Origin of the sequence: Pseudomonas sp. MBLB4136 (assembly GCF_051904765.1) — a bacterium.
Lineage (GTDB): Bacteria > Pseudomonadota > Gammaproteobacteria > Pseudomonadales > Pseudomonadaceae > Aquipseudomonas.
Genome location: NZ_CP196713.1, coordinates 2,617,100 through 2,638,077, shown reverse-complemented (window position 1 = coordinate 2,638,077; position 20,978 = coordinate 2,617,100). Strand labels below are relative to the sequence as shown.

The 20,978-nt window shown below is 63.8% G+C and carries 15 protein-coding genes; 6 read left to right on the top strand and 9 right to left on the bottom strand.

The features are described from left to right. Nucleotides 1–36: 36 nt before the first annotated feature. The 4 genes from clpX (at nt 37) to ACSX1D_RS11985 (ending at nt 6,360) form a co-directional block, all read left to right on the top strand. Nucleotides 37–1,317 (top strand): ATP-dependent Clp protease ATP-binding subunit ClpX, encoded by a 1,281-nt coding sequence (clpX, locus tag ACSX1D_RS12000; RefSeq protein WP_208707017.1) that lies wholly within the window; start codon nt 37–39, stop codon nt 1,315–1,317. Between the two features lie 145 nt (nt 1,318–1,462). Beyond that, on the top strand, nt 1,463–3,859 hold the full coding sequence (gene lon, locus ACSX1D_RS11995; protein WP_439858731.1) for an endopeptidase La: 2,397 nt from the start codon (nt 1,463–1,465) through the stop codon (nt 3,857–3,859). Between the two features lie 137 nt (nt 3,860–3,996). Beyond that, on the top strand, nt 3,997–4,269 hold the full coding sequence (gene hupB / locus ACSX1D_RS11990; protein ID WP_003239952.1) for a nucleoid-associated protein HU-beta: 273 nt from the start codon (nt 3,997–3,999) through the stop codon (nt 4,267–4,269). 225 nt (nt 4,270–4,494) lie between these two features. Then, the gene (locus tag ACSX1D_RS11985; RefSeq protein ID WP_439858730.1) at nt 4,495–6,360 is read left to right on the top strand and encodes a SurA N-terminal domain-containing protein; all 1,866 of its coding nucleotides are present in this window, start codon (nt 4,495–4,497) and stop codon (nt 6,358–6,360) included. Nucleotides 6,361–6,408: 48 nt separating this feature from the next. Here the strand turns inward: ACSX1D_RS11985 and ACSX1D_RS11980 are convergent, their stop codons facing one another. The 7 genes from ACSX1D_RS11980 to ACSX1D_RS11950 form a co-directional block, all read right to left on the bottom strand. Continuing rightward, the gene (locus ACSX1D_RS11980) at nt 6,409–7,611 is read right to left on the bottom strand and encodes an ISL3 family transposase (protein WP_439858729.1); all 1,203 of its coding nucleotides are present in this window, start codon (nt 7,609–7,611) and stop codon (nt 6,409–6,411) included. 124 nt (nt 7,612–7,735) lie between these two features. Further along, nucleotides 7,736–8,530 carry an enoyl-ACP reductase FabI gene (gene fabI / locus ACSX1D_RS11975; RefSeq protein ID WP_439858728.1) on the bottom strand — a complete coding sequence of 265 codons (795 nt, stop codon included), beginning with the start codon at nt 8,528–8,530 and terminating at the stop codon, nt 7,736–7,738. A 30-nt stretch (nt 8,531–8,560) separates the two neighbouring features. Then, nucleotides 8,561–10,174: an ABC transporter ATP-binding protein gene (locus ACSX1D_RS11970; RefSeq protein ID WP_439858727.1), complete on the bottom strand. Its 1,614-nt coding sequence runs from the start codon at nt 10,172–10,174 to the stop codon at nt 8,561–8,563. Nucleotide 10,175: 1 nt separating this feature from the next. After that, nucleotides 10,176–11,195 carry an ABC transporter permease gene (locus tag ACSX1D_RS11965; protein ID WP_208707012.1) on the bottom strand — a complete coding sequence of 340 codons (1,020 nt, stop codon included), beginning with the start codon at nt 11,193–11,195 and terminating at the stop codon, nt 10,176–10,178. A 1-nt stretch (nt 11,196) separates the two neighbouring features. Next, nucleotides 11,197–12,270, bottom strand: coding sequence for a microcin C ABC transporter permease YejB (locus ACSX1D_RS11960; protein WP_439858726.1), 1,074 nt, complete (start codon nt 12,268–12,270; stop codon nt 11,197–11,199). Between the two features lies 1 nt (nt 12,271). Continuing rightward, the gene (locus ACSX1D_RS11955; protein ID WP_439858725.1) at nt 12,272–14,116 is read right to left on the bottom strand and encodes an extracellular solute-binding protein; all 1,845 of its coding nucleotides are present in this window, start codon (nt 14,114–14,116) and stop codon (nt 12,272–12,274) included. Continuing rightward, the gene (locus ACSX1D_RS11950; RefSeq protein WP_439862312.1) at nt 14,113–15,942 is read right to left on the bottom strand and encodes an extracellular solute-binding protein; all 1,830 of its coding nucleotides are present in this window, start codon (nt 15,940–15,942) and stop codon (nt 14,113–14,115) included. Before ACSX1D_RS11950 ends, ACSX1D_RS11955 begins: the two co-directional genes overlap by 4 nt. A gap of 146 nt (nt 15,943–16,088) precedes the next feature. Between ACSX1D_RS11950 and ACSX1D_RS11945 the strand changes: the two genes are divergently transcribed. Continuing rightward, complete coding sequence (locus ACSX1D_RS11945) at nt 16,089–17,534, top strand: HDOD domain-containing protein (RefSeq protein WP_439858724.1); 1,446 nt, start codon at nt 16,089–16,091, stop codon at nt 17,532–17,534. Here ACSX1D_RS11945 and ACSX1D_RS11940 read toward each other — a convergent pair whose 3' ends face one another. After that, nucleotides 17,535–19,103, bottom strand: a complete 1,569-nt coding sequence (locus ACSX1D_RS11940; RefSeq protein ID WP_439858723.1) for a LysM peptidoglycan-binding domain-containing protein — start codon at nt 19,101–19,103, stop codon at nt 17,535–17,537. Between the two features lie 100 nt (nt 19,104–19,203). Next, entirely contained in the window at nt 19,204–19,977 is a 774-nt protein-coding gene (gene gloB / locus ACSX1D_RS11935) for a hydroxyacylglutathione hydrolase (RefSeq protein ID WP_439858722.1), read from the bottom strand. Between the two features lie 75 nt (nt 19,978–20,052). On the opposite strand from gloB, the gene ACSX1D_RS11930 reads away from it, so the two are divergent. Continuing rightward, nucleotides 20,053–20,814, top strand: coding sequence for a methyltransferase domain-containing protein (locus tag ACSX1D_RS11930; RefSeq protein ID WP_439858721.1), 762 nt, complete (start codon nt 20,053–20,055; stop codon nt 20,812–20,814). Nucleotides 20,815–20,978 lie beyond the last annotated feature (164 nt).

The following is a 20,978-nucleotide window of genomic DNA, read 5'->3' as shown; positions in this document are numbered from 1 at the left end:
TCTTGTGTTTCAAGCCTACCGTATTGGATTGATCGAATGACTGATACCCGCAACGGCGAGGACAACGGCAAGCTGCTTTATTGCTCCTTCTGCGGCAAGAGCCAGCACGAAGTGCGCAAATTGATTGCCGGCCCCTCGGTCTTTATCTGCGACGAGTGCGTCGACCTGTGCAACGACATCATCCGCGAGGAGGTGCAGGAAGCCCAGGCCGAGAGCAGCGCGCACAAGCTGCCTGCGCCCAAGGAGATCAGCACCATCCTGGATCAGTATGTGATCGGTCAGGAGCGTGCGAAGAAGGTCTTGTCGGTGGCGGTGTACAACCACTACAAGCGGCTCAACCAGCGTGACAAGAAGGATGACGTCGAGCTGGGCAAGAGCAACATCCTGCTGATCGGTCCCACCGGCTCGGGTAAGACCCTGCTTGCCGAGACCCTGGCACGCCTGCTCAATGTCCCATTCACCATCGCCGATGCCACCACCCTCACCGAGGCGGGTTATGTCGGGGAAGATGTCGAGAACATCATCCAGAAGCTGCTGCAGAAGTGTGACTATGATGTAGAGAAGGCCCAGATGGGCATCGTATACATCGACGAGATCGATAAGATCTCGCGCAAGTCCGACAACCCCTCGATCACCCGCGATGTTTCCGGTGAGGGCGTGCAGCAGGCCCTGTTGAAGCTGATCGAAGGCACGGTCGCTTCGGTGCCTCCGCAGGGGGGGCGCAAGCATCCGCAGCAGGAGTTCCTGCAGGTCGATACGCGCAACATCCTGTTCATCTGTGGCGGTGCCTTCTCTGGCCTCGAGAAGGTCATCCAGGGGCGCTCGACCAAGGGCGGCATCGGCTTCAATGCCGAGGTGCGCAGTAAGGATCTGGGTAAGAAGGTTGGCGAGTCGCTGCGCGAGGTAGAGCCCGATGATCTGGTGAAGTTCGGTCTGATTCCCGAGTTCGTCGGCCGTCTTCCGGTCATCGCGACTCTGGAAGAGTTGGACGAGGCGGCGCTCATGCAGATCCTGACCGAGCCTAAGAACGCTCTGACCAAGCAGTACGCCAAGCTGTTCGAGATGGAAGGGGTCGAGTTGGAGTTCCGTCCAGACGCTCTGAAAGCGGTCTCGCACAAGGCGCTGGAGCGCAAGACCGGTGCCCGTGGCCTGCGCTCGATTCTCGAAGGAATCCTGCTCGACACCATGTACGAGATCCCTTCGCAGTCGGAGGTCAGCAAGGTGGTGATCGACGAAAGCGTCATCGACGGTTCGTCCAAGCCGCTGCTGATCTACGAAAACAGCGAGCCACCTGCTAAGGCTGCGCCTGACGCGTGATCGTTTCATCCTGAATGCAAAGGGGCCTGCGGGCCCCTTTGCATTTCCGGTGCTAACGCTTGTTTTTTGCTGGGGCTACCCCCATCTTAGGGCCAAGGGTAATCCCAACTGTTTACGGCCGTATGGCCGCCGTAGAGCCGAAATCATGAAGACAACCATCGAATTGCCTCTCCTGCCGCTGCGCGATGTCGTGGTCTATCCGCACATGGTGATCCCGCTTTTCGTCGGGCGCGAGAAATCCATCGAAGCCCTCGAGGCGGCGATGACCGGGGAGAAGCAGATCCTGCTGCTTGCCCAGAAGAACCCCGCGGATGATGATCCGGCTGAGGAAGAGCTCTACCGGGTTGGCACCGTCGCGACGGTGCTGCAGTTGTTGAAGCTGCCGGATGGCACGGTCAAAGTGCTGGTCGAAGGCGAGCAGCGCGGCGAGATCGAGCGCTTCATCGAGGCTGATGGCCATTGCCGCGCCGAAGTGCAGCTGCTCGACGAGGTGGAGGCCGCCGAGCGCGAGTCCGAGGTCTTCGTGCGCAGCCTGCTCAGCCAGTTCGAGCAGTATGTGCAGCTCGGCAAGAAGGTCCCGGCCGAGGTGCTGTCGTCGCTCAACAGCATCGACGAGCCCAGTCGCCTGGTCGACACCATGGCGGCGCACATGGCGCTGAAGATCGAGCAGAAGCAGGAAATCCTGGAGATCACCGACCTGTCCGCGCGGGTCGAGCACGTGCTGGCCCTGCTGGATGCGGAGATCGACCTGCTGCAGGTGGAGAAGCGCATTCGCGGCCGGGTGAAGAAGCAGATGGAGCGCAGTCAGCGCGAGTACTACCTGAATGAGCAGATGAAGGCCATTCAGAAGGAGCTTGGCGACATCGACGAAGGCCACAGCGAGCTGGATGAGCTGAAGAAGCGCATCGAGAATGCCGGGTTGACCAAGGAGGCCTACGACAAGGCCCAGACCGAGCTGAACAAGCTCAAGCAGATGTCGCCGATGTCGGCCGAAGCCACCGTGGTGCGTTCGTATATCGACTGGCTGGTGAATGTGCCGTGGAAGGCGCATAGCAAGGTGCGTCTGGACCTGGCGCGGGCCGAGGCCATTCTCAATGCCGACCATTACGGATTGGAAGAGGTCAAGGAGCGCATTCTCGAGTACCTCGCCGTGCAGAAGCGGGTGAAGAAGATCAAGGGGCCGGTGCTCTGCCTGGTCGGGCCGCCGGGGGTGGGCAAGACTTCCCTGGCCGAGTCCATTGCCCATTCGACCAACCGCAAGTTCGTGCGCATGGCCCTGGGTGGCGTGCGCGACGAGGCGGAGATCCGCGGTCACCGCCGCACCTATATCGGCTCGATGCCGGGGCGACTGATCCAGAAGATGACCAAGGTGGGCGTGCGCAATCCATTGTTCCTGCTCGACGAGATCGACAAGATGGGCCAGGACATGCGCGGCGACCCTGCCTCGGCCCTGCTCGAGGTGCTCGATCCGGAGCAGAACCACAATTTCAACGACCATTACCTGGAGGTCGATTACGATCTCTCCGATGTGATGTTCCTCTGCACCGCCAACTCCATGAACATCCCGGCGCCCCTGCTGGACCGCATGGAGGTGATTCGCCTGCCCGGGTATACCGAGGACGAGAAGGTCAATATCGCCATAAAGTACCTGGCGCCGAAGCAGATCCAGGCCAATGGCCTGAAGAAGGGCGAGCTGGCGTTCGAGGAGGCGGCGATCCGCGACATCATTCGTTACTACACCCGCGAGGCGGGTGTGCGCAGCCTTGAGCGACAGATCGCCAAGGTCTGCCGTCGGGCCGTGAAGGAGCATGCACGCGAGAAGCGCTTCGAGGTCGTGGTCACGGCCGAGTCGCTGGAGCACTTCCTCGGGGTGCGCAAGCATCGCTATGGCCTGGCCGAGCAGGAGGATCAGATCGGTCAGGTGACCGGGCTGGCCTGGACCCAGGTGGGGGGGGAGCTGCTGACCATCGAGGCGGCGGTGGTGCCCGGCAAGGGCCAGCTGATCAAGACCGGCTCGCTGGGCGATGTGATGGTGGAATCGATTACCGCCGCGCAGACCGTGGTGCGTAGTCGGGCCAAGAGCCTGGGCGTGGCCCTGGACTTCTACGAGAAGCGGGACATCCATATCCACATGCCGGAAGGTGCCACGCCCAAGGACGGCCCCAGCGCAGGTGTGGGCATGTGCACCGCGCTGGTCTCGGCGCTGACCCAGATCCCGGTGCGCGCAGATGTGGCCATGACCGGCGAAATTACCCTGCGCGGTCAGGTCCTCGCTATTGGCGGCCTAAAGGAAAAGTTGCTGGCGGCGCACCGGGGTGGAATCAAAACTGTGATCATTCCCGAAGAAAATGTGCGGGACTTGAAAGAGATTCCGGAAAATATAAAGCAGGACCTGCAGATTAAGCCGGTTAAATGGATTGACGAAGTCCTGCAAATTGCGCTGCAATACGCCCCGGAGCCCTTGCCCGATGCGGCTCCCGAGCTGGTTGCAAAGGATGAGAAGCGCGATTCTGACTCCAAGGAGCGAATCAGCACGCATTAGCCGGGGGGCTTCCTTGACACAATTTTAGGGCCCTTGTTATAAAGCGGCTCTTATTGTGTCGGCACGCCACCCAGCACCCGCTTTGCTTACACTAAAAATCAAGAAACAAACTCAACAGAAATTAAGGGGACTTAAGAGTGAACAAGTCGGAACTGATCGATGCCATCGCTGCATCTGCTGATATCCCGAAAGCTGTTGCCGGCCGTGCGCTGGATGCAGTGATTGAATCCGTCACCGGCGCTCTCAAGGCTGGCGACTCCGTTGTACTGGTTGGTTTCGGCACCTTCGCAGTCAAAGAACGCGCCGCTCGCACCGGTCGCAACCCGCAGACCGGCAAGCCGATCAGCATCGCCGCCGCTAAGATCCCAGGTTTCAAAGCTGGCAAGGCTCTGAAAGACGCCGTCAACTAAGCGTCCTTCGGGCCCTTGCCCTACCAGGTCGGCCGTAAGGTTGATCTGGCCGCGGAGCGGTAACCGGTTGCTTGAATGCCGGTCTGTCACTCGGGGTTCGCAGGTTCGAGCCCCGTTCGCTCCGCCAGTTACGCGAAGGCGCATCCTAGGATGCGCCTTTCTTCTATCCGGATATTACCCACGCTGCGCGGCCGCTTGTTTTCGTACAGCCGTTCTGGGGGACGCATGCTGCAGAACATCAGGGACAACTCACAGGGTTGGATCGCCAAAACCATTATCGGCCTCATCGTCGTGCTGCTGGCATTTACCGGCGTCGAGGCCATTTTCACCAGTACCAGCAATAGCCAGAATGCCGCCGAGGTCAACGGCGAGAAGGTCAGCTTGAATCAGCTGGGGCAGGCGGTCGAGATGCAGCGCCGTCAGCTGCTGCAACAGCTCGGCAAGGACTTCGACGCCTCCTTGCTGGACGAGAAGCTGCTGCGCGAGGCGGCGCTGAAGGGGCTGATCGAGCGCACCTTGCTGCTTCAGGCTGCTGGCGATGCCGACTTTGCCTTCTCCGAGCAGGCGCTTGACCAGCTGATCCTGCAAACGCCGGAATTCCAGGTCGAGGGCAAGTTCAGCGCAGAGCGTTTCGATCAGGTCATTCGCCAGCTGGGCTACAGCCGCCTGCAGTTCCGCCAGATGCTGGCGCAGGAAATGCTCATCGGTCAGTTGCGTGCGGGACTTGCCGGCAGCGCTTTCGTCACCGATGCCCAGGTCGAGGCGTTTGCCCGTCTGGAGAAGCAGACCCGTGATTTCGCCATGCTGAAGGTGCCGGCCGATAGCGCGGCAGTGCAGTTGAGCGAAGATGACGTCAAGGCGTACTACCAGGCCCAGGCGGCGCAGTTCATGAGCCCGGAGCAGGTGGTCCTGGAGTATGTCGAGCTGACCAAGGATGCCTTCTTCGATCAAGTCGAGGTGTCTGACGAGGACCTGCAGAGCGCCTACCAGAGCGAGATCGCCAACCTGGCCGAGCAGCGCCGGGCCGCGCACATCCTGGTGGAGGTGAGCGATTCGCTGAGCGATGAGCAGGCCAAGGCCAAGATCGAGGGCGTGCAGAAGCGTCTGCAGCAGGGCGAAGACTTCGCGGCGCTGGCCAAAGAGTTTTCCGATGACCTGGGCTCGGCCGGCGAGGGTGGTGATCTGGGCTATGCGGGGCAGGGTGTCTACGACCCGGCCTTCGAGGAAGCGCTGTATGCGCTGGGCGAGAATCAGGTCTCGGCGCCGGTGCGCAGCGAGTTCGGCTGGCACTTGATCAAGCTGTTGGGCGTGCAGGCGCCGGAGGTGCCGAGCCTTGCCAGCCTGAAGGATAAGCTGGTGCGGGACTTGAAAGCCCGCCAGGTCGAGCAGCGTTTCGTCGAAGCCGCCAAGCAACTGGAAGACCTGGCATTCGAGGCTTCCGACCTGGCCCAGCCGGCGGAGGAGCTGGGGCTTGAGATCAAGACCAGCGAGGCCTTCGGTCGCGAGGGTGGCGAAGGGCTGACCGCCAACCGCCAGGTCATTCAGGCCGCGTTCAGTGAGGACGCGCTGGAAGACGGGCGCAACAGCAGCACCATCGAGCTCGACCCCAATACGGTCGTTGTGGTACGCGTGAAAGAGCACAAGAAGCCCGAGCAGTTGGCGCTGGATCAGGTGTCCGACAGCATCCGTGCGCACCTGACCCAGGTTCGCGCCAGCGAGGCGGCGAAAGCCAAGGGTGAGGACCTGTTGGCGGCGTTGCGCGACGGCCAGACGCCGGCTGAGCAGGCCCAGACCTGGCAACCGGTCGAGGCGGCCACACGCAGCCAGGAAGGCGTCGAGCCATCGGTGCTGCAGGCGGTGTTCCGCATGCCCAAGCCCGTCGATGCAGGGCAGCCGACCTTTGCCGGCGTAGGCCTCGGCAATGGCGACTTCGTGCTGATTCGCCTCAGTGGCGTGAGCGAGCCCCAGGAGCCCTTGGCGGACGAGGAGAAGTCCATGTACCGGCAGTTCCTGGCGTCGCGCAGCGGCCAGCAGAACTTCGCCGCGTTCCGCAAGCAGCTGGAAGCCCGGGCGGATATCGAGCGATTCTGATAGCCGACCGACAATAAAAAAGCCCGCGAAAGCGGGCTTTTTTATGGTTCATCGCACTTTCCCGGGGAAGGCGGCCTTGATTTTCAGGAAGAAGTAGTCCGAGTCGCGGAAGCCATAGGCCATGCGCTTGATGACCTTGATGCGGTTGTTCGCCCCCTCCAGCACGCTGGTGTGCATCGGGAAGCGGGCACTGGCGAGGATGCCGCGGAGGTAACGCCTGAGGTTCTTGGCGAAGCGCTGCAGCGGCGCCAGGCTACTGTCCCGGACGTGCCGTTGCCAGTCCCGCCAGCGCCGCCAGCCCTCCCAGACGCCGGGCGCGTACCAGATGTCCTTGAGCGCATCCTTGAGCAGGTAGACGGTGGCCAGTGATTGATTGGCTTGCAGCAGCTCCTGCAACTGCACCGCCTGCTCGCTCTTGAGGTTGGCCCGGTTGCGCAGCAGCAACCAGCGACTGCGCTTGACCACTTGGCGCGCCGGTTTGTCATGCCGTAGCAGGTTGGCCTGGTCGACGCGGATACGGTCGATCACCTCGCGGCCGTAGCGCGCCACCACATGGAACAGGTCGTACACCACCTCGGCCCGCGGGCAATGGCGCTTCACCTCCAGGTCGAAGGCCGTGTTCATGTCCATCGCCACCGCCTCGATCTGCTGGCAGCGCTCGCCAAGCAGCTCGAAGAACGGCCGAACAGCCTCGCGGCTGTTGCCGTGCCCGACCCACAGCACGCGGGTTCGCTCGGCATCCATGATCACCGTGGCGTAGCGATGGCCCTTGTGCAGGGCGAACTCGTCCATCACCAAGCGCCGCACGTCAGCGGGCTCGAAGGCGCCCACTGCGGCTTCCAATCGACGCTTGTCGATGGCCTTGAGGGTGTGCCAGTGCAAGCCGGTCAGGCGACTGACATGGCTTATCGGCAAGAGCTGCAACAGGCCTTCGAGCCAGATCTGCAAGCGCCGAGTCAGGCGTGCGGCCGGTCCCAACCAGTCGATACGCTCGGTCACGCGTCCACAGGTCAGGCAGTCGATGCGGCGCACGGGTAACTGCAGAACAACACGCCGATCCAGCAGGTCACGGTCACGCACCTGGCGCATGCGCCGTTCGTGGATCAACGGACAGGGCTGGCCACAGCGCCCACACTGGGGTAGCCGGTTGGCCTGGGGCTCCAGCTCAATCAGCAGGGTGTTTTCAGCGGCGGGGCGGCAGGCGACGACCTCGTAGCCTGGCCAGAAAGCGGCAAGATCAATAGGATGCACGGCGACAGCAGGGACTGGGAGTTGGTGTGTTTGGCGACTGCCAATCTACCCATTTCCCTGACTGTCAACTCGCTCTTTCCCCAGAGTCCGCGAAGAACCTTTTTTATTGTCGGCGTTTCGCCGATCAGTCCTCCATGGCGCCCATGGCCGTGGTGTTGAAGCCACCGTCGACGTACATGATCTCGCCGCTCACGCCCGAGGCCAGGTCGGAGCAGAGGAAGGCGCCGGCGTTGCCGACTTCCTCGATGGTCACGTTGCGACGCAGAGGGGTCTGCTTCTCGTTGGCGGCGAGCATCTTGCGGAAGCTGGCGATACCGCTGGCGGCGAGGGTGCGGATGGGGCCGGCGGAGATGGCGTTGACGCGGGTGCCTTCCGGGCCGAGGCTGGCGGCCAGGTAGCGGACGCCGGCTTCCAGGCTGGCCTTGGCCATGCCCATCACGTTGTAGTTGGGCATGGTGCGCTCGGCACCCAGGTAGGACAGGGTCAGCAGGCTGCCGTTGCGGCCCTTCATCATCTCGCGACCGGCCTTGGCCAGGGCAACGAAGCTGTAGGCGCTGATGTCGTGAGCGATCTTGAAGCCTTCGCGGGTGGTGACATCGGTGAAGTCGCCGTTGAGCTGGTCGCCCGGGGCGAAGCCGACTGAGTGGACGATGCAGTCCAGGCCATCCCACTTCTTGCTCAGGGCCTCGAACACGCTGACGATCTCGTCATCGCTGGCCACGTCGCAAGGAAAGCACAGTTCGGGGCCCGAGCCCCAGCCGGCGGCGAATTCCTCGACACGGCCCTTGAGCTTCTCGTTCTGATAGGTGAAGGCCAGCTCGGCGCCTTCGCGGTGCATGGCCGCGGCGATACCCGAGGCGATGGACAATTTGCTGGCAACGCCAACGATCAGTACGCGCTTACCGGTTAGAAAACCCATGTGTGCTCTTCCTCTTCCTGCTTTCAAGGATTAGTCAGCAGTGCCCGGAGCCAGAAAGGCGGCTTCCAGTAGCTGCTGAGTATAAATATGTTGCGGAGCGGCGAAGATTTGCTCCGCCGATCCCTGTTCCACCACTTGTCCTTCCTTGACCACGATCAGCTGGTGGCTCAATGCCCGAACCACCGCCAGATCGTGGCTGATAAACAGATACGTCAGGTTGTATTTGACCTGCAGCGATCGCAGCAACTCCACGACCTGGCGCTGTACTGTGCGATCGAGCGCCGAAGTCGGCTCGTCCAGCAGTATCAGCGCCGGCTTCAACACCAGCGCGCGGGCGATGGCGATCCGCTGCCTTTGCCCGCCGGAGAACTCGTGGGGGTAGCGGTGCCGGGTCTCCGGATCCAGATCCACCTCCACGAGCGCGTCGATGATCGCCTGTTCCTGCTCCTCCCGCGTGCCCATGCGATGGATGTGCAGGCCTTCGCCGACGATCTGGCCCACCGACATCCGCGGACTCAGGCTGCCGAACGGGTCCTGGAACACCACCTGCATCTGTCGACGCAGGGGGCGCACGCCGTCTTGCGACAGCCCTTGCAATTCCTGGCCCTGGAAACGGATGGCGCCCTGGCTGCCAAGCAGCCGCAGGATAGCCAAGCCCAGGGTCGACTTGCCGGAACCACTCTCGCCGACTATGCCCAGGGTCTGGCCCTGAGGCAGGCTGAAGGTGATTCCGTCCACGGCCTTCACATGGTCGACGGTGCGCCGGAGCAGCCCCTTCTTGATCGGGAACCACACACGCAGGTCGTCGACCTCCAGCAATGGCGCGCCGGCACTGACGGCGACTGGGTCGCCGCTGGGCTCGGCGCCGAGCAGCTCCTGGGTATAGGCATGCTGCGGTGCACGGAACAGCTTTTCACACGACGCTTGTTCGACGATCTTTCCGCTCTGCATGACACATACCCGATGGGCAATTCTTCGCACCAGGTTGAGATCATGGCTGATCAGCAGCAGCGCCATGCCCAGGCGGGCCTGCAACTCCTTGAGCAGTTCGAGGATTTTCAGCTGCACCGTGACGTCCAGCGCGGTGGTCGGCTCGTCGGCGATCAGCAGTTCCGGCTCGTTGGCCAGGGCCATGGCGATCATCACGCGCTGGCGCTGGCCGCCAGAGAGTTCGTGGGGGTAGGCCTTGAGGCGCTTGTGCGGCTCGGGAATGCCGACCAGATCGAGCAGTTCCAGGGTGCGTTCGCTGGCGGCTTTGCCGGTGAGCCCCTTGTGCAGGGCGAGGACCTCGTTGATCTGCTTCTCGATGCTGTGCAGCGGATTCAGCGAGGTCATGGGCTCCTGGAAGACCATGGCGATGCGGTTGCCGCGGATGCCGCGCAGACGGTTCTCGTCGAGCTTGAGCAGGTCTTCCCCGGCGTAGTGGATGCTGCCGCTCGGGTGCTGCGCCAGGGGGTAGGGCAGCAGGCGCAGGATCGAGTGGGCCGTGACCGACTTGCCGGAGCCGCTCTCGCCGACCAGGGCGACGGTCTCGCCGCGCTTGATGGAGAAGCTGACGCCTTCGACCACGCGTTGTTTCTGCTCGCCAATGACGAACTCGACGGCGAGGTCGCGGACTTCGATCAGGGGGGCTGAGTCGTTCATCTCATTTCCTCGGGTCGAAGGCGTCGCGCGCCGCTTCGCCGATAAACACCAGCAGGCTGAGCATCAGTGCCAGCACGGAGAATGCGGTGATGCCGAGCCAGGGCGCCTGCAGGTTGGACTTGCCCTGGGCGACCAGCTCTCCCAGCGACGGCGCGCCCGGGGGCAGGCCGAAACCGAGGAAGTCCAGGGCGGTCAGGGTGCCGATGGCGCCGGTGAGGATGAAGGGCATGAAGGTCATGGTCGAGACCATGGCGTTGGGCAGGATGTGGTGCAGCATGATGGCGCCGTTCTCCATGCCGAGGGCGCGGGCCGCCCGCACATACTCGAGGTTGCGGCCGCGAAGGAATTCGGCGCGTACCACGTCGACCAGGCTCATCCAGGAAAACAGCAGCATGATGCCCAGCAGCCACCAGAAGTTCGGTTGCACGAAGCTGGCCAGGATAATCAGCAGATAGAGCACCGGCAGGCCCGACCAGACCTCGAGGAAACGCTGGCCGAGCAGGTCGACCCAGCCGCCGTAGAAGCCCTGCAGGGCGCCGGCGAGCACGCCGATGATCGAACTGAGCACTGTCAGGGTCAGGGCGAACAGCACCGAGATGCGAAAGCCATAGATCACCCGGGCGAGCACGTCGCGGCCCTGGTCGTCGGTGCCCAGCCAGTTCGCCGCGGAAGGCGGCGCGGGGGCCGGCACCTCCAGGTCGTAATTGATGCTGGAGTAGCTGAAGGGGATGGGCGGCCAGAGCATCCAGCCGTCCTTCTCGGCGATCAAGCCCTTGATATAGGGGCTCTTGTAGTTCGCCTGCAAGGGGAACTCGCCGCCGAAGGTGGTCTCCGGGTAGCGCTTGAGCACCGGGAAGTACCATTGGCCGTCGTACTGCACCACCAGCGGTTTGTCGTTGGCGATCAGCTCGGCACCCAGAGTCAGGACGAATAGGGCGAGGAAGATCCACAACGACCACCAGCCGCGCTTGTGGGCCTTGAACAGTTCGAAACGCCGTTGATTGATAGGAGACAAGGCCATCTCAATGCTCCCGGCTTTCGAAGTCGATGCGTGGATCGACCAGGGTGTAGGTGAGGTCGCCGATCAGCTTCAGCACCAGTCCCAGCAGGGTGAAGATGAACAGGGTGCCGAAGACCACCGGGTAGTCGCGGTTGATGGCGGCTTCGAAGCTCATCAGGCCGAGGCCGTCGAGGGAGAAGATCACCTCGATCAGCAAGGAGCCGGTGAAGAAGATGCCGATCAGCGCCGAGGGGAAGCCGGCGATGATGATCAGCATGGCGTTGCGGAACACATGGCCATAGAGCACGCCGTTCTTCGACAGGCCCTTGGCCCGGGCGGTGGTCACGTACTGCTTGTTGATCTCGTCGAGGAAGCTGTTCTTGGTCAGCAGGGTCAGGGTGGCGAAGTTGCCGATCACCAGGGCGGTGACTGGCAGGGCCAGGTGCCAGAAGTAGTCGAGTATCTGGCCGCCGAGGCTGAGCTGGTCGAAGTTGTTCGAGGTCAGGCCGCGCAGGGGGAACCAGTCGAAGTAGCTGCCGCCGGCGAACAGCACGATCAGCAGGATGGCGAACAGGAACGCGGGAATGGCATAGCCGACGATGATCGCCGAGCTGGTCCAGACGTCGAATGCGCTGCCATGGCGCACCGCCTTGGCGATGCCCAGGGGGATGGACACCAGGTACATGATCAGGGTGCTCCACAGCCCGAGGGATGCCGAAACCGGCATCTTCTCGATGATCAGGTCGATCACTTCGGCATCGCGAAAGAAACTCTCGCCGAAATCCAGTTGGGCATAGTTCTTCAGCATGATCCAGAAGCGTTCCGGCGCCGGTTTGTCGAAGCCGTACAGACGCTCGATTTCGGCGATCAGCTCGGGGTCGAGGCCCTGGGCGCCGCGGTAGTTGGAGCTGGCCACGGCGACCTCGGCGCCGCCGCCGGCGATGCGGCTGGTGGCGCCCTCGAAGCCTTCCAGCTGGGCGATCATCTGTTCCACCGGGCCGCCGGGGGCGGCCTGGATGATGATGAAATTGAGCAGCAGGATGCCGAACAGCGTGGGGATGATCAGCAGCAGGCGACGAATGATATACGCCAGCATGTTAAGGCTCCGTGCTCGGTGCTTCGGCCTCGGTTGGCGGCTCGTCTGGCGCTTGCTCGCGAACCCACCAGGTGTGCAAGCCGATATCGTAGAGCGGCGTGGTCTGCGGGTGGGCCAGGCGATTCCAGTAGGCTACGCGCCAGGTCTTGATGTGCCAGTTGGGGATGACGTAATGGCCCCACAGCAGTACCCGGTCGAGGGCGCGGGTATGGGTGACCAGGCTCTGCCGCGAGTCGGCGTTGATCAGGCCGTCAACCAGTTGATCGATGGCCGGATCCTGCAGGCCGATGAAGTTGCGGCTGCCGGGCTTGTCCGCGCTGCTCGAATGCCAGTACTCGCGTTGCTCGTTGCCGGGCGAGTTGGACTGGCCGAAACCGCCGACTATCAGGTCGAAGTCCCGCGAGCGCAGGCGGTTGATGTACTGCGACACGTCGACCCGGCGAATTACCAGCTCGATGCCCAGGTCGGCCATGTTGCGTTTGAATGGCAGCAGCACCCGCTCGAACTCGGCCTGCGCGAGGAGAAACTCGATGCTGACCGGCTTGCCCTCGGCGTCGAGCATGTGGTCGCCCTCGACGTGCCAGCCGGCGTCCTGCAACAGCTGATAGGCGCGGCGTTGCTGCTCGCGGATGATGCCGCTGGCATCGGTGACCGGAACGCTGAACGCCTTGCTGAACACCTCGGGCGGAACCTTGCCGCGCAGCGGTTCGAGGATCTTCAGCTCGGCCTCGTCCGGCAGGCCGCTGGATGCCAGCTCGGAGTTGTCGAAATAGCTGCGGGTACGGGAGTAGGCGCCATTGAACAGCTGCTTGTTGGCCCACTCGAAGTCGAACAGCAGGCCGAGCGCCTCCCGCACCCGCCGATCCTGGAACAGCGGCCGGCGGGTATTGAAGATGAAACCCTGCATGCCGGTGGGGTTGTGGTTGGCGATCTCTTCCTTGATCAGCTGGCCATTGGTCACCGCGTCGATGTCATAGGCGGTGGCCCAGTTCTTCGCGCTGGACTCCAGCCAGAAATCGAACTGCCCGGCCTTCAGCGCCTCCAGCGCGACCGTATTGTCGCGGTAGTAGTCGATACGCAAGTTGTCGAAGTTGTAGAAACCGCGGTTGACCGGCAGGTCCTTGCCCCACCAGTCCCTGACTCGCTCATAGCGAATGGAACGGCCGGCCTTGACGTCTACCACCCGATAGGGGCCGCTGCCGAGGGGAATGTCCAGGTTGCCCTTGGCGAAGTCGCGGTCGGCCCACCAGTGCTTGGGCAGTACCGGCAACTGGCCGAGAATCAGCGGCAGCTCGCGGTTTCCGCTGTGCTTGAAGATGAAGCGCACCTGGCGCGGGCCCTCCGCCTCGACCCTGTCGACGTCGGCGTAGTAGGCGCGGTAGGTGGGGGCGCCATGCTGCATCAGGGTTTCGAAGGTGAACTTGACGTCTTGCGCGGTAACCGGCTGGCCGTCGTGGAAGCGGGCCTCGGGACGCAGAGTGAAGCGCACCCAGGCGTTGTCGGGGGCCTTCTCAATCGTTTCCGCGAGCAGTCCATATTCGGTGAACGGCTCGTCCAGGCTGTGGCGGGTCAGGGTGTCGTAGATCAGGCCGATTTCGTCGGCCGCTACGCCCTTGTTGATGAAGGGGTTGAGACTGTCGAAGCCGCCGAAGCCGGATTGGCGCAGGGTTCCGCCCTTGGGCGCATCGGGGTTCACATAGTCGAAGTGCTGGAAGTCGGCCGGATACTTGGGCGGCTCGTCATACAGGGTCAGGGCATGCTGAGGTGCGGCCTGGCCGAGGCCGGCCAGGGCCAGCAGCAACAGGCCGCTGCCGTGGGCGAGGAATGAGCGCAACGGATGCGTCATCGAGTGGTCTCCAGGGATTTCAGCCACCAGGTGCGCAGGCCCAGCGTGTAGGGCGGCGTGGCGACGAAGGCGAAGCGATTCCAGTACGCCAGGCGATGCTGACTGATGTACCAGTTGGGTATTGTGTAGTGCTGCCACAGCAGCACGCGGTCCAGGGCGCGGGTCGCGGCTACCTGCTGGTCGCGGGTCTTGGCGGCCAGCAGCTTGTCGAGCAGGGCGTCGACCACGGGGTGGTCGATCCCGGCGTAGTTCTTGCCACCCTTGACCTTGCCCTGGCTGGAGTGGAAATACAGCCACTGCTCCAGTCCCGGGCTTAGGGTCTGCGGCAGGGTCAGCAGGATCATGTCGAAGTCGAACTGATCCAGGCGCTGCTTGTACTGGGCGCGGTCGACGGTGCGTAACTGGGCCTCTATGCCTATTTGCGCAAGGTTCTCGACAAAGGGCTGGAGGATCCGCTCCAGCCTGGGGTTGACCAGCAGGACCTCGAACCGCAGCGGCTGGCCATCGCGGTCGAGCAAACGCTGGCCGCTTGGCTTCCAGCCTGCCTCGCCAAGCAATGTCAGGGCGCGGCGCAGGGTGTCGCGCGGGATGCCGCGGCCGTCGGTCTGCGGCATCTTGAAGGGCTCGGTGAACAGCCGCGCCGGCAGTTGTTTGCGGTACGGGGACAGCAGCAGCCACTCGGCGCCCTGGGGTTTTCCGGTGGCGGAGAACTCGCTGTTCGGGTAGTAGCTCTGGGCCCGGGTGTAGGCGCTGTTGAACAGCGCGCGGTTGGTCCACTCGAAATCGAACATCAGGCCAATGGCCTCACGAACCTTGCGATCATCGAAGATCGCACGCCGCGTGTTCATGAACAGCGCCTGGGTCTGGGTGGGAATCTGGTGCGGAATATTGGCCTGGACCACCTCGCCCCGTTCCACTGCCGGGAAGCGGTAGCCGCTGGCCCAGTTCTTCGCCTGCTGCTCGATATAGAAGTCGAACTCGCCGGCCTTGAAGGCTTCGAAGGCGACGTGGCTGTCGCGGTAGAACTCCACGTCGACCCGGTCGAAATTGTACTTGCCGCGGTTGACCGGCAGCTTTTCGCCCCACCAGTTCTTGACCCGCTCGAAGGTCAGGCTGCGCCCTGGATTGACCTGGCTGATGCGATAGGGACCACTGCCCAGCGGCGGCTCGAAAGTGGTGGTCTTGAACTCGCGGTCCTTCCAGTAGTGCTGCGGCAGTACCGGCAGTTCACCCAGGCGCAGGATCAGCAGCGGGTTGCCGGAGCGCTTGAAGACGAAGCGAATACGATGGCGGTTGAGGATGTCGACCCGCTTCACTTCCTGCAGATTGGTGCGGTACTGCGGGTGCCCGTCCTTGAGCAACAGGCGGTAGGAGAACGCCACGTCGTAGGCGGTGATCGGCTTGTCGTCGTGAAAGCGCGCTTCAGGACGCAGGTTGAACACCACCCAGCTGCGGTCGTCGCTGTACTCGATCGACTTGGCGATCAGGCCGTAGCTGGAGGCCGGTTCGTCGCCGGAGGGGTCGTAGGAGTCGGTGCCGACCATCAACGGCTCGTTCAGGCCGGTGATGCCGTATTGCAGGAAGTTGGCGGTGGCGATCGGGCTGGTGCCCTTGAGCGTGTAGGCGTTGAGAGTGTCGAACGAGCCCAGCGCCATCATCCGCATGGTGCCGCCCTTGGGGGCGTCGGGATTGACCCAGTCGAAATGGCTGAAGCTGGCGGGGTACTTGAGCAGGCCGAACTGCGCGTAGCCATGGCTTTCGCGGATGGCCGCCCAGGCCGGCAGGCTGATGACCAGGCCTAGCAGTAACGAGAGGAGGGGACGTATCAAGTGAATTATCCGATCCGTGGCGGCTTTTGGGCTTCTTGTCCGGTACAGTAACAGCTTGTATCCGCTGGAAAAAGGCCAGGCCCGGGAGCAGGGCCTGGACGCCTATCGACGACATCTGGACAACGCATAACGAGGCCTCGATCTTGGGTACAAGAAGTCATGGTTTGCAGTCATGGATTGAGCGCCTGAACGAGGCCGAGCTGCCTGCGGTGGCCTCCGTGGTGCAGGATCTGCACCGGCTGGCACATTCGGATGACTCGTCGGTCAAGCAACTGGCCGATGTCCTGTTGCGCGATGCCTCGCTGACCTCCAAGGTCCTGCGGGTCGGCAACAGCGCATACTACAACCCTTCGCGCGAGACCATCCGCACTATCTCACGGGCCATCGTGCTGATCGGCTTCGATAATGTGCGGCTGATCGGCCTGGCGGTGACGCTGATCGATGGCCTGCTGACCAAGGCGCCGCGGGAGCAGGTGCAGGCGTTGCTGGCGCGCTCCTTCCATGCCGCGGTGCAGGCGCGCAACATCGCCGGTTACGTGCTCTCGCGGCATCAGGAAGAGGTGTTCATCGCCGCCCTGCTGTTCCACCTGGGCGAGCTGGCATTCTGGGGCTGCGGTGGCGAGCAGGCCGACGAACTGGCCCATGCCCTGGCGCAACCGGGCGCCGATGCCGAAACGGCCGTGCGCACGGTGCTCGGCACCAGCTTTCGCCAGCTGACCCAAGGCCTGGTCAGGACCTGGAACCTCGGCGAGATCGCCAGCCTGGCGCAGGGCAACGCCACGCAGAATGATCCGGCGGTGTATGCCGTCACGCTCGGTACGCGGATCAGCGAGGCGGCGCTGGAGGGCTGGGAATCGCCGCCGATGGAGCAGCTGGTCGGGCAGCTGGCCAGTTTCGTCGGCATCAGTCGCGAGGAGGCCATGCAGCAGGTGCTGGACAGCGCCGATGAGGCGGTCAGGGTGGCCGCCACCTTCGGTGCCAGCCAGCTGTCCCGATTGATCCCCGACACCGACCCGGAGCAGATTCGCCTGCAGCAGGAGCGACGCCAGGCGCGGCTGCTGCAGCCCGACCTGCAGACGCTGCAGCGCGCCCTGCAGGAGCTCGGCGAGATGGCGCAGCACAAGGGCGACCTCGGCCTGATTCTCGACGCGCTGTTCAGCGGAGTGCACCGCGGGGCCGGCCTGGAGCGGGTGATGCTGGTGGTGCTGGCCGATGGGCAGCGCTTTTTTCGCGCCAAACGGGTTGTCGGGGAGGGCACCGGCGGCTGGATGGGTGATTTCGAGCTGCCGGCCGGAGTCGGCACGCAGAGCCACATCTTCAGCTATGTGCTGCGCCACAAGGAGCCGGTGTGGATGGGCGTGCCTGCCAGTTATGGCCTGAGCGAACTGGTGAGCGAGCCGATTCGCCAGCTCCTCGGCCAGGGCATGTTCTTCATCGCCCCGCTCGTGGCGGGCAAGCGCGAAATAGGCGTGCTGTATGCCGACAGCCGGCTATCCGGGCGAGCCTTAAGTCATGAACAGTTCGTCGCCTTCCAGCGCTTTACCCAGCTCACCGGCCGCTGCCTGGAGGCGCTGAGTCGGCGCGGCTGATCAGCGCGGCAGGTACAGGGTCAGGGTCTGGCCGGGCTTGAGGGCGCTGCCGGTGCGCGGGTTCCAGCGCTGCAGGTGCTCCATCTGTACCTTGAAGCGCTTGGCGATCAGGTACAGCGAATCGCCTCGCCGCACCTTGTAGTAGGTGGCGGCATCACGCTGTTGCGCGGCGCTGCCGGTACTGGCGCTGGGCGATTGCAGCGCCAGCGTCTGGCCGACCCGCAGGCTGTTGCCTTGGAGCCTGTTCCAGCGCTGCACATCCTTGACCGAAACACCGTGGCTCCTGGCGATCTGCCACAGGGTATCGCCGTTCTTCACCCGATAGCTGCGCGCTGCCGGTGCCGCTTGCGGCGCCGGGCTGGCGACCTTCTGGTACAGCGGTTGCGGCGCTTGTGTTCCGGGCTGGGCGGGAATGCTCAGTACCTGGCCGACATTCAGTCGATTGCTGCTGAGCCGATTGATGTCCTTGAGCGTCCGCACCGTAACCTGGTGGCGGTTGGCAATGGCGTGCAGGCTGTCGCCGCTGCGCACGCGGTATTGCTGCCAGTCGACCAGCTCCTGGGGCTTGATCAGGGCCAGGTTGGCCGTGAGTATCTCGGCCTTGTCGGTCGGCACCAGCAGGTGCTGCGGGCCGTCGAGGGTGATGCGCCGCTTGAAGGCCGGATTGAGCTGATACAGCTCCTCCTCGTCGAGCTCGGCCAGGACGGCGACCCGGGACAGGTCCATGCGTTGCTTGAGCTTGACCTTCTCGAAATAGGGCTCGTTGGCGATGGGCGCGAGGCTGACGCCATAGGCCGTGGGGCTCATGATCACCTGGGACAAGGCCAGCAGCTTGGGCACGTAGTTGCGCGTCTCGTCCGGCAGCGGCAGGTTCCAGTAGTCGGTCGGCAGGCCGAGCTGCTGATTGCGCTCGATGGCGCGGCTAACCCGACCTTCGCCGGCATTGTAGGCGGCCAGAGCCAGCAGCCAGTCGCCGTTGAACATCTCATGCAGGCGTGACAGGTAGTTCATCGCCGCGTTGGTCGAGGCCAAAACGTCGCGACGGCCGTCGTACCAGCTGGTCTGGCGCAGGTTGAAATGGCGTCCGGTGGAGGGGATGAACTGCCACAGGCCAACGGCATCGGCCGGCGAATAGGCGAAGGGGTTGTAGGCGCTTTCGATCATCGGCAGCAGCGCCAGCTCCATCGGCATGCCGCGTTCTTCCAGGCGCTCTACGATGTAATGGATGTAGGGGCTGCTGCGCTCGCCGACCTTCTCGACGAAGGCGGGGTTGCTGGCGAACCACAGGCGCTGCTGTTCGATGCGCGGGTTGATGCCGATTTCGTCCTGCAGCTGGTAGCCGTCGCGAACCCGCTCCCAGATATCGACTGGCTCGTCCGGCTGGATGCTGGCGGTCAACCATTCCGGCTCCCGCTCCAGGCTGATCGTCAGGTCCGTGTCGCGGCCGTCGTCCTCGCCGCCGCCCCTGCTTTGGCAGCCGCTCAGGAGCAGGCTGAACACCACCACGAGCGCCGCGGCGCCTTGTGCTAATGCCTTATTAATCAATGGCTTGCGTGGTGATATAGGCATTGGTCGGGGCGCACTTCCCAGGCAAAAGAGCGAGGGATTCTAGAAACCGTGACCGGGGGGGTCAAGTTTGCGGCGCCCCTTTTGCGCCGCCGTCGACCTTTTAGAAGCGATCCTTCCAGGCGCGCAGGCTGGCGAACACGTCGCTGGGCGAACGCGGTTTCGCGCCTTCGCGCTCGGCGATGCGGGCCTGCACCGAGGGTTCGTCGCTACGCAGGAAGGGGTTGGTGGCGCGCTCCAGTTGTAGCGTGGAGGGCAGGCTGATCCGTCCCGTCTGTCGCCATTCGCTGACCTGCGCCAGGCGTTGGGCGATCTGCCGGTTGTCGGGCTCGACCGCCTGGGCGAAGCGCAGGTTGCTCAGGGTGTATTCATGGGTGCAGTACACCTGGGTCTCGGCGGGTAGCGCCGCCAGGCGGCTGAGTGAGACATGCATCTGTTCGGGCGTGCCCTCGAACAGGCGGCCGCAGCCGGCGGCGAACAGGGTGTCGCCGCAGAACAGCCAGTGCTGCTCGGCCTGGTAATAGGCGATATGGCCCAGGGTATGCCCCGGTACCTCGATGATGGCGAAGCTGTGGCCGAGCACCTCGACCCTGTCCCCTTCGCCAAGGGCCAGGTCGCGGGCGGGGATCCGCTCCGCGGCCGGGCCGAGCACGCGGGCACCGCTCGTCGATTTCAGCCGCTCCACCCCGCCGACATGGTCGGGGTGGTGATGGGTGATCAGGATGTCGCTCAGCTGCCAGCCGGGATGTTCGCTCAGCCAGGCCAGCACCGGCGCGGCGTCACCGGGGTCGACTACCGCGCAGCGGCGCGTCTCGGGATCCTGCAACAACCAGATATAGTTGTCGGTAAAGGCGGGAAGGGCATCGATCTTTATCATGGTGTGGGTCGCTAAGCGGTTCACAAAGGTGCATCTTAGGCCTCATTGGCAATGACGGCTACGCAGGCAATCCTTATGGCGGATCATCCTTTCGCTCAGGCCGATGCCGATTGGCTCGCGCTGATCGGCGAGGCGCGCAACTGGTTCAACGGCCCTCACGGACAGCTGTTGCTGGCCGAGGAGCAGCGCCTGCTGGAGCGCGAGCTGGCGCGCTTCTTCGGCGGCTACCTGGTGCACTACGGGCCCTCGGCGCACGCGGTGCCCGGGGCCGCGCAGATCCAGCGCAGCGTGCGCCTCGGCGCGCCGTTCAAGGGCGTCGAGATCGTTTGCGAGGAGCAGGCCTGGCCCGTGAGCGAGCATGCCGCGGACCTGGTGCTGCTGCAGCACGGCCTGGACTTCAGCCTGTCGCCCCACGGTCTGCTGCGCGAAGCGGCGCGCAGCGTCCGGCCGGGCGGCCATCTGCTGGTTGTCGGCATCAATCCGGTGAGCGCCTGGGGCGTGCGTCACCTGTACAGCCGCGACGCTCTGCGCAGGGCCCGCTGCATCGCGCCCGGACGGGTCAGCGACTGGCTGCACTTGCTGGGCTTCGCGCTGGAGAAACGCTGCTTCGGATGCTATCGTCCGCCGCTTGCTTCCAATGCCTGGCAGGCTCGCCTGGCGCCGCTGGAGGCCTGGGGCGATGCCTGGCAGTCGCCGGGTGGCGGCTTCTACCTGCTGGTCGCGCGCAAGCTGGTGGTCGGTCTGCGGCCGCTGCGCCAGACCCAGCGTGCGCCGATGGGCAAGTTGGTGCCGATGCCGGTGGCCAAGGTCAGCCGGCGCGATTCCGAGCGGTCCTAGCGGCCCCGGCGGCGCAATCGATCAGTCCATGACGGTGTCGGCAATAGCGGTGCTGCGCCGTTCGTCATGGCCCGCCAGGGGCCGACGCTGATCCTCATTGCCGGCCGAGCTGGCGACAACCCATCATCCGTACCGGGCACTAGAGCCTGCCGGCGAAAATTACT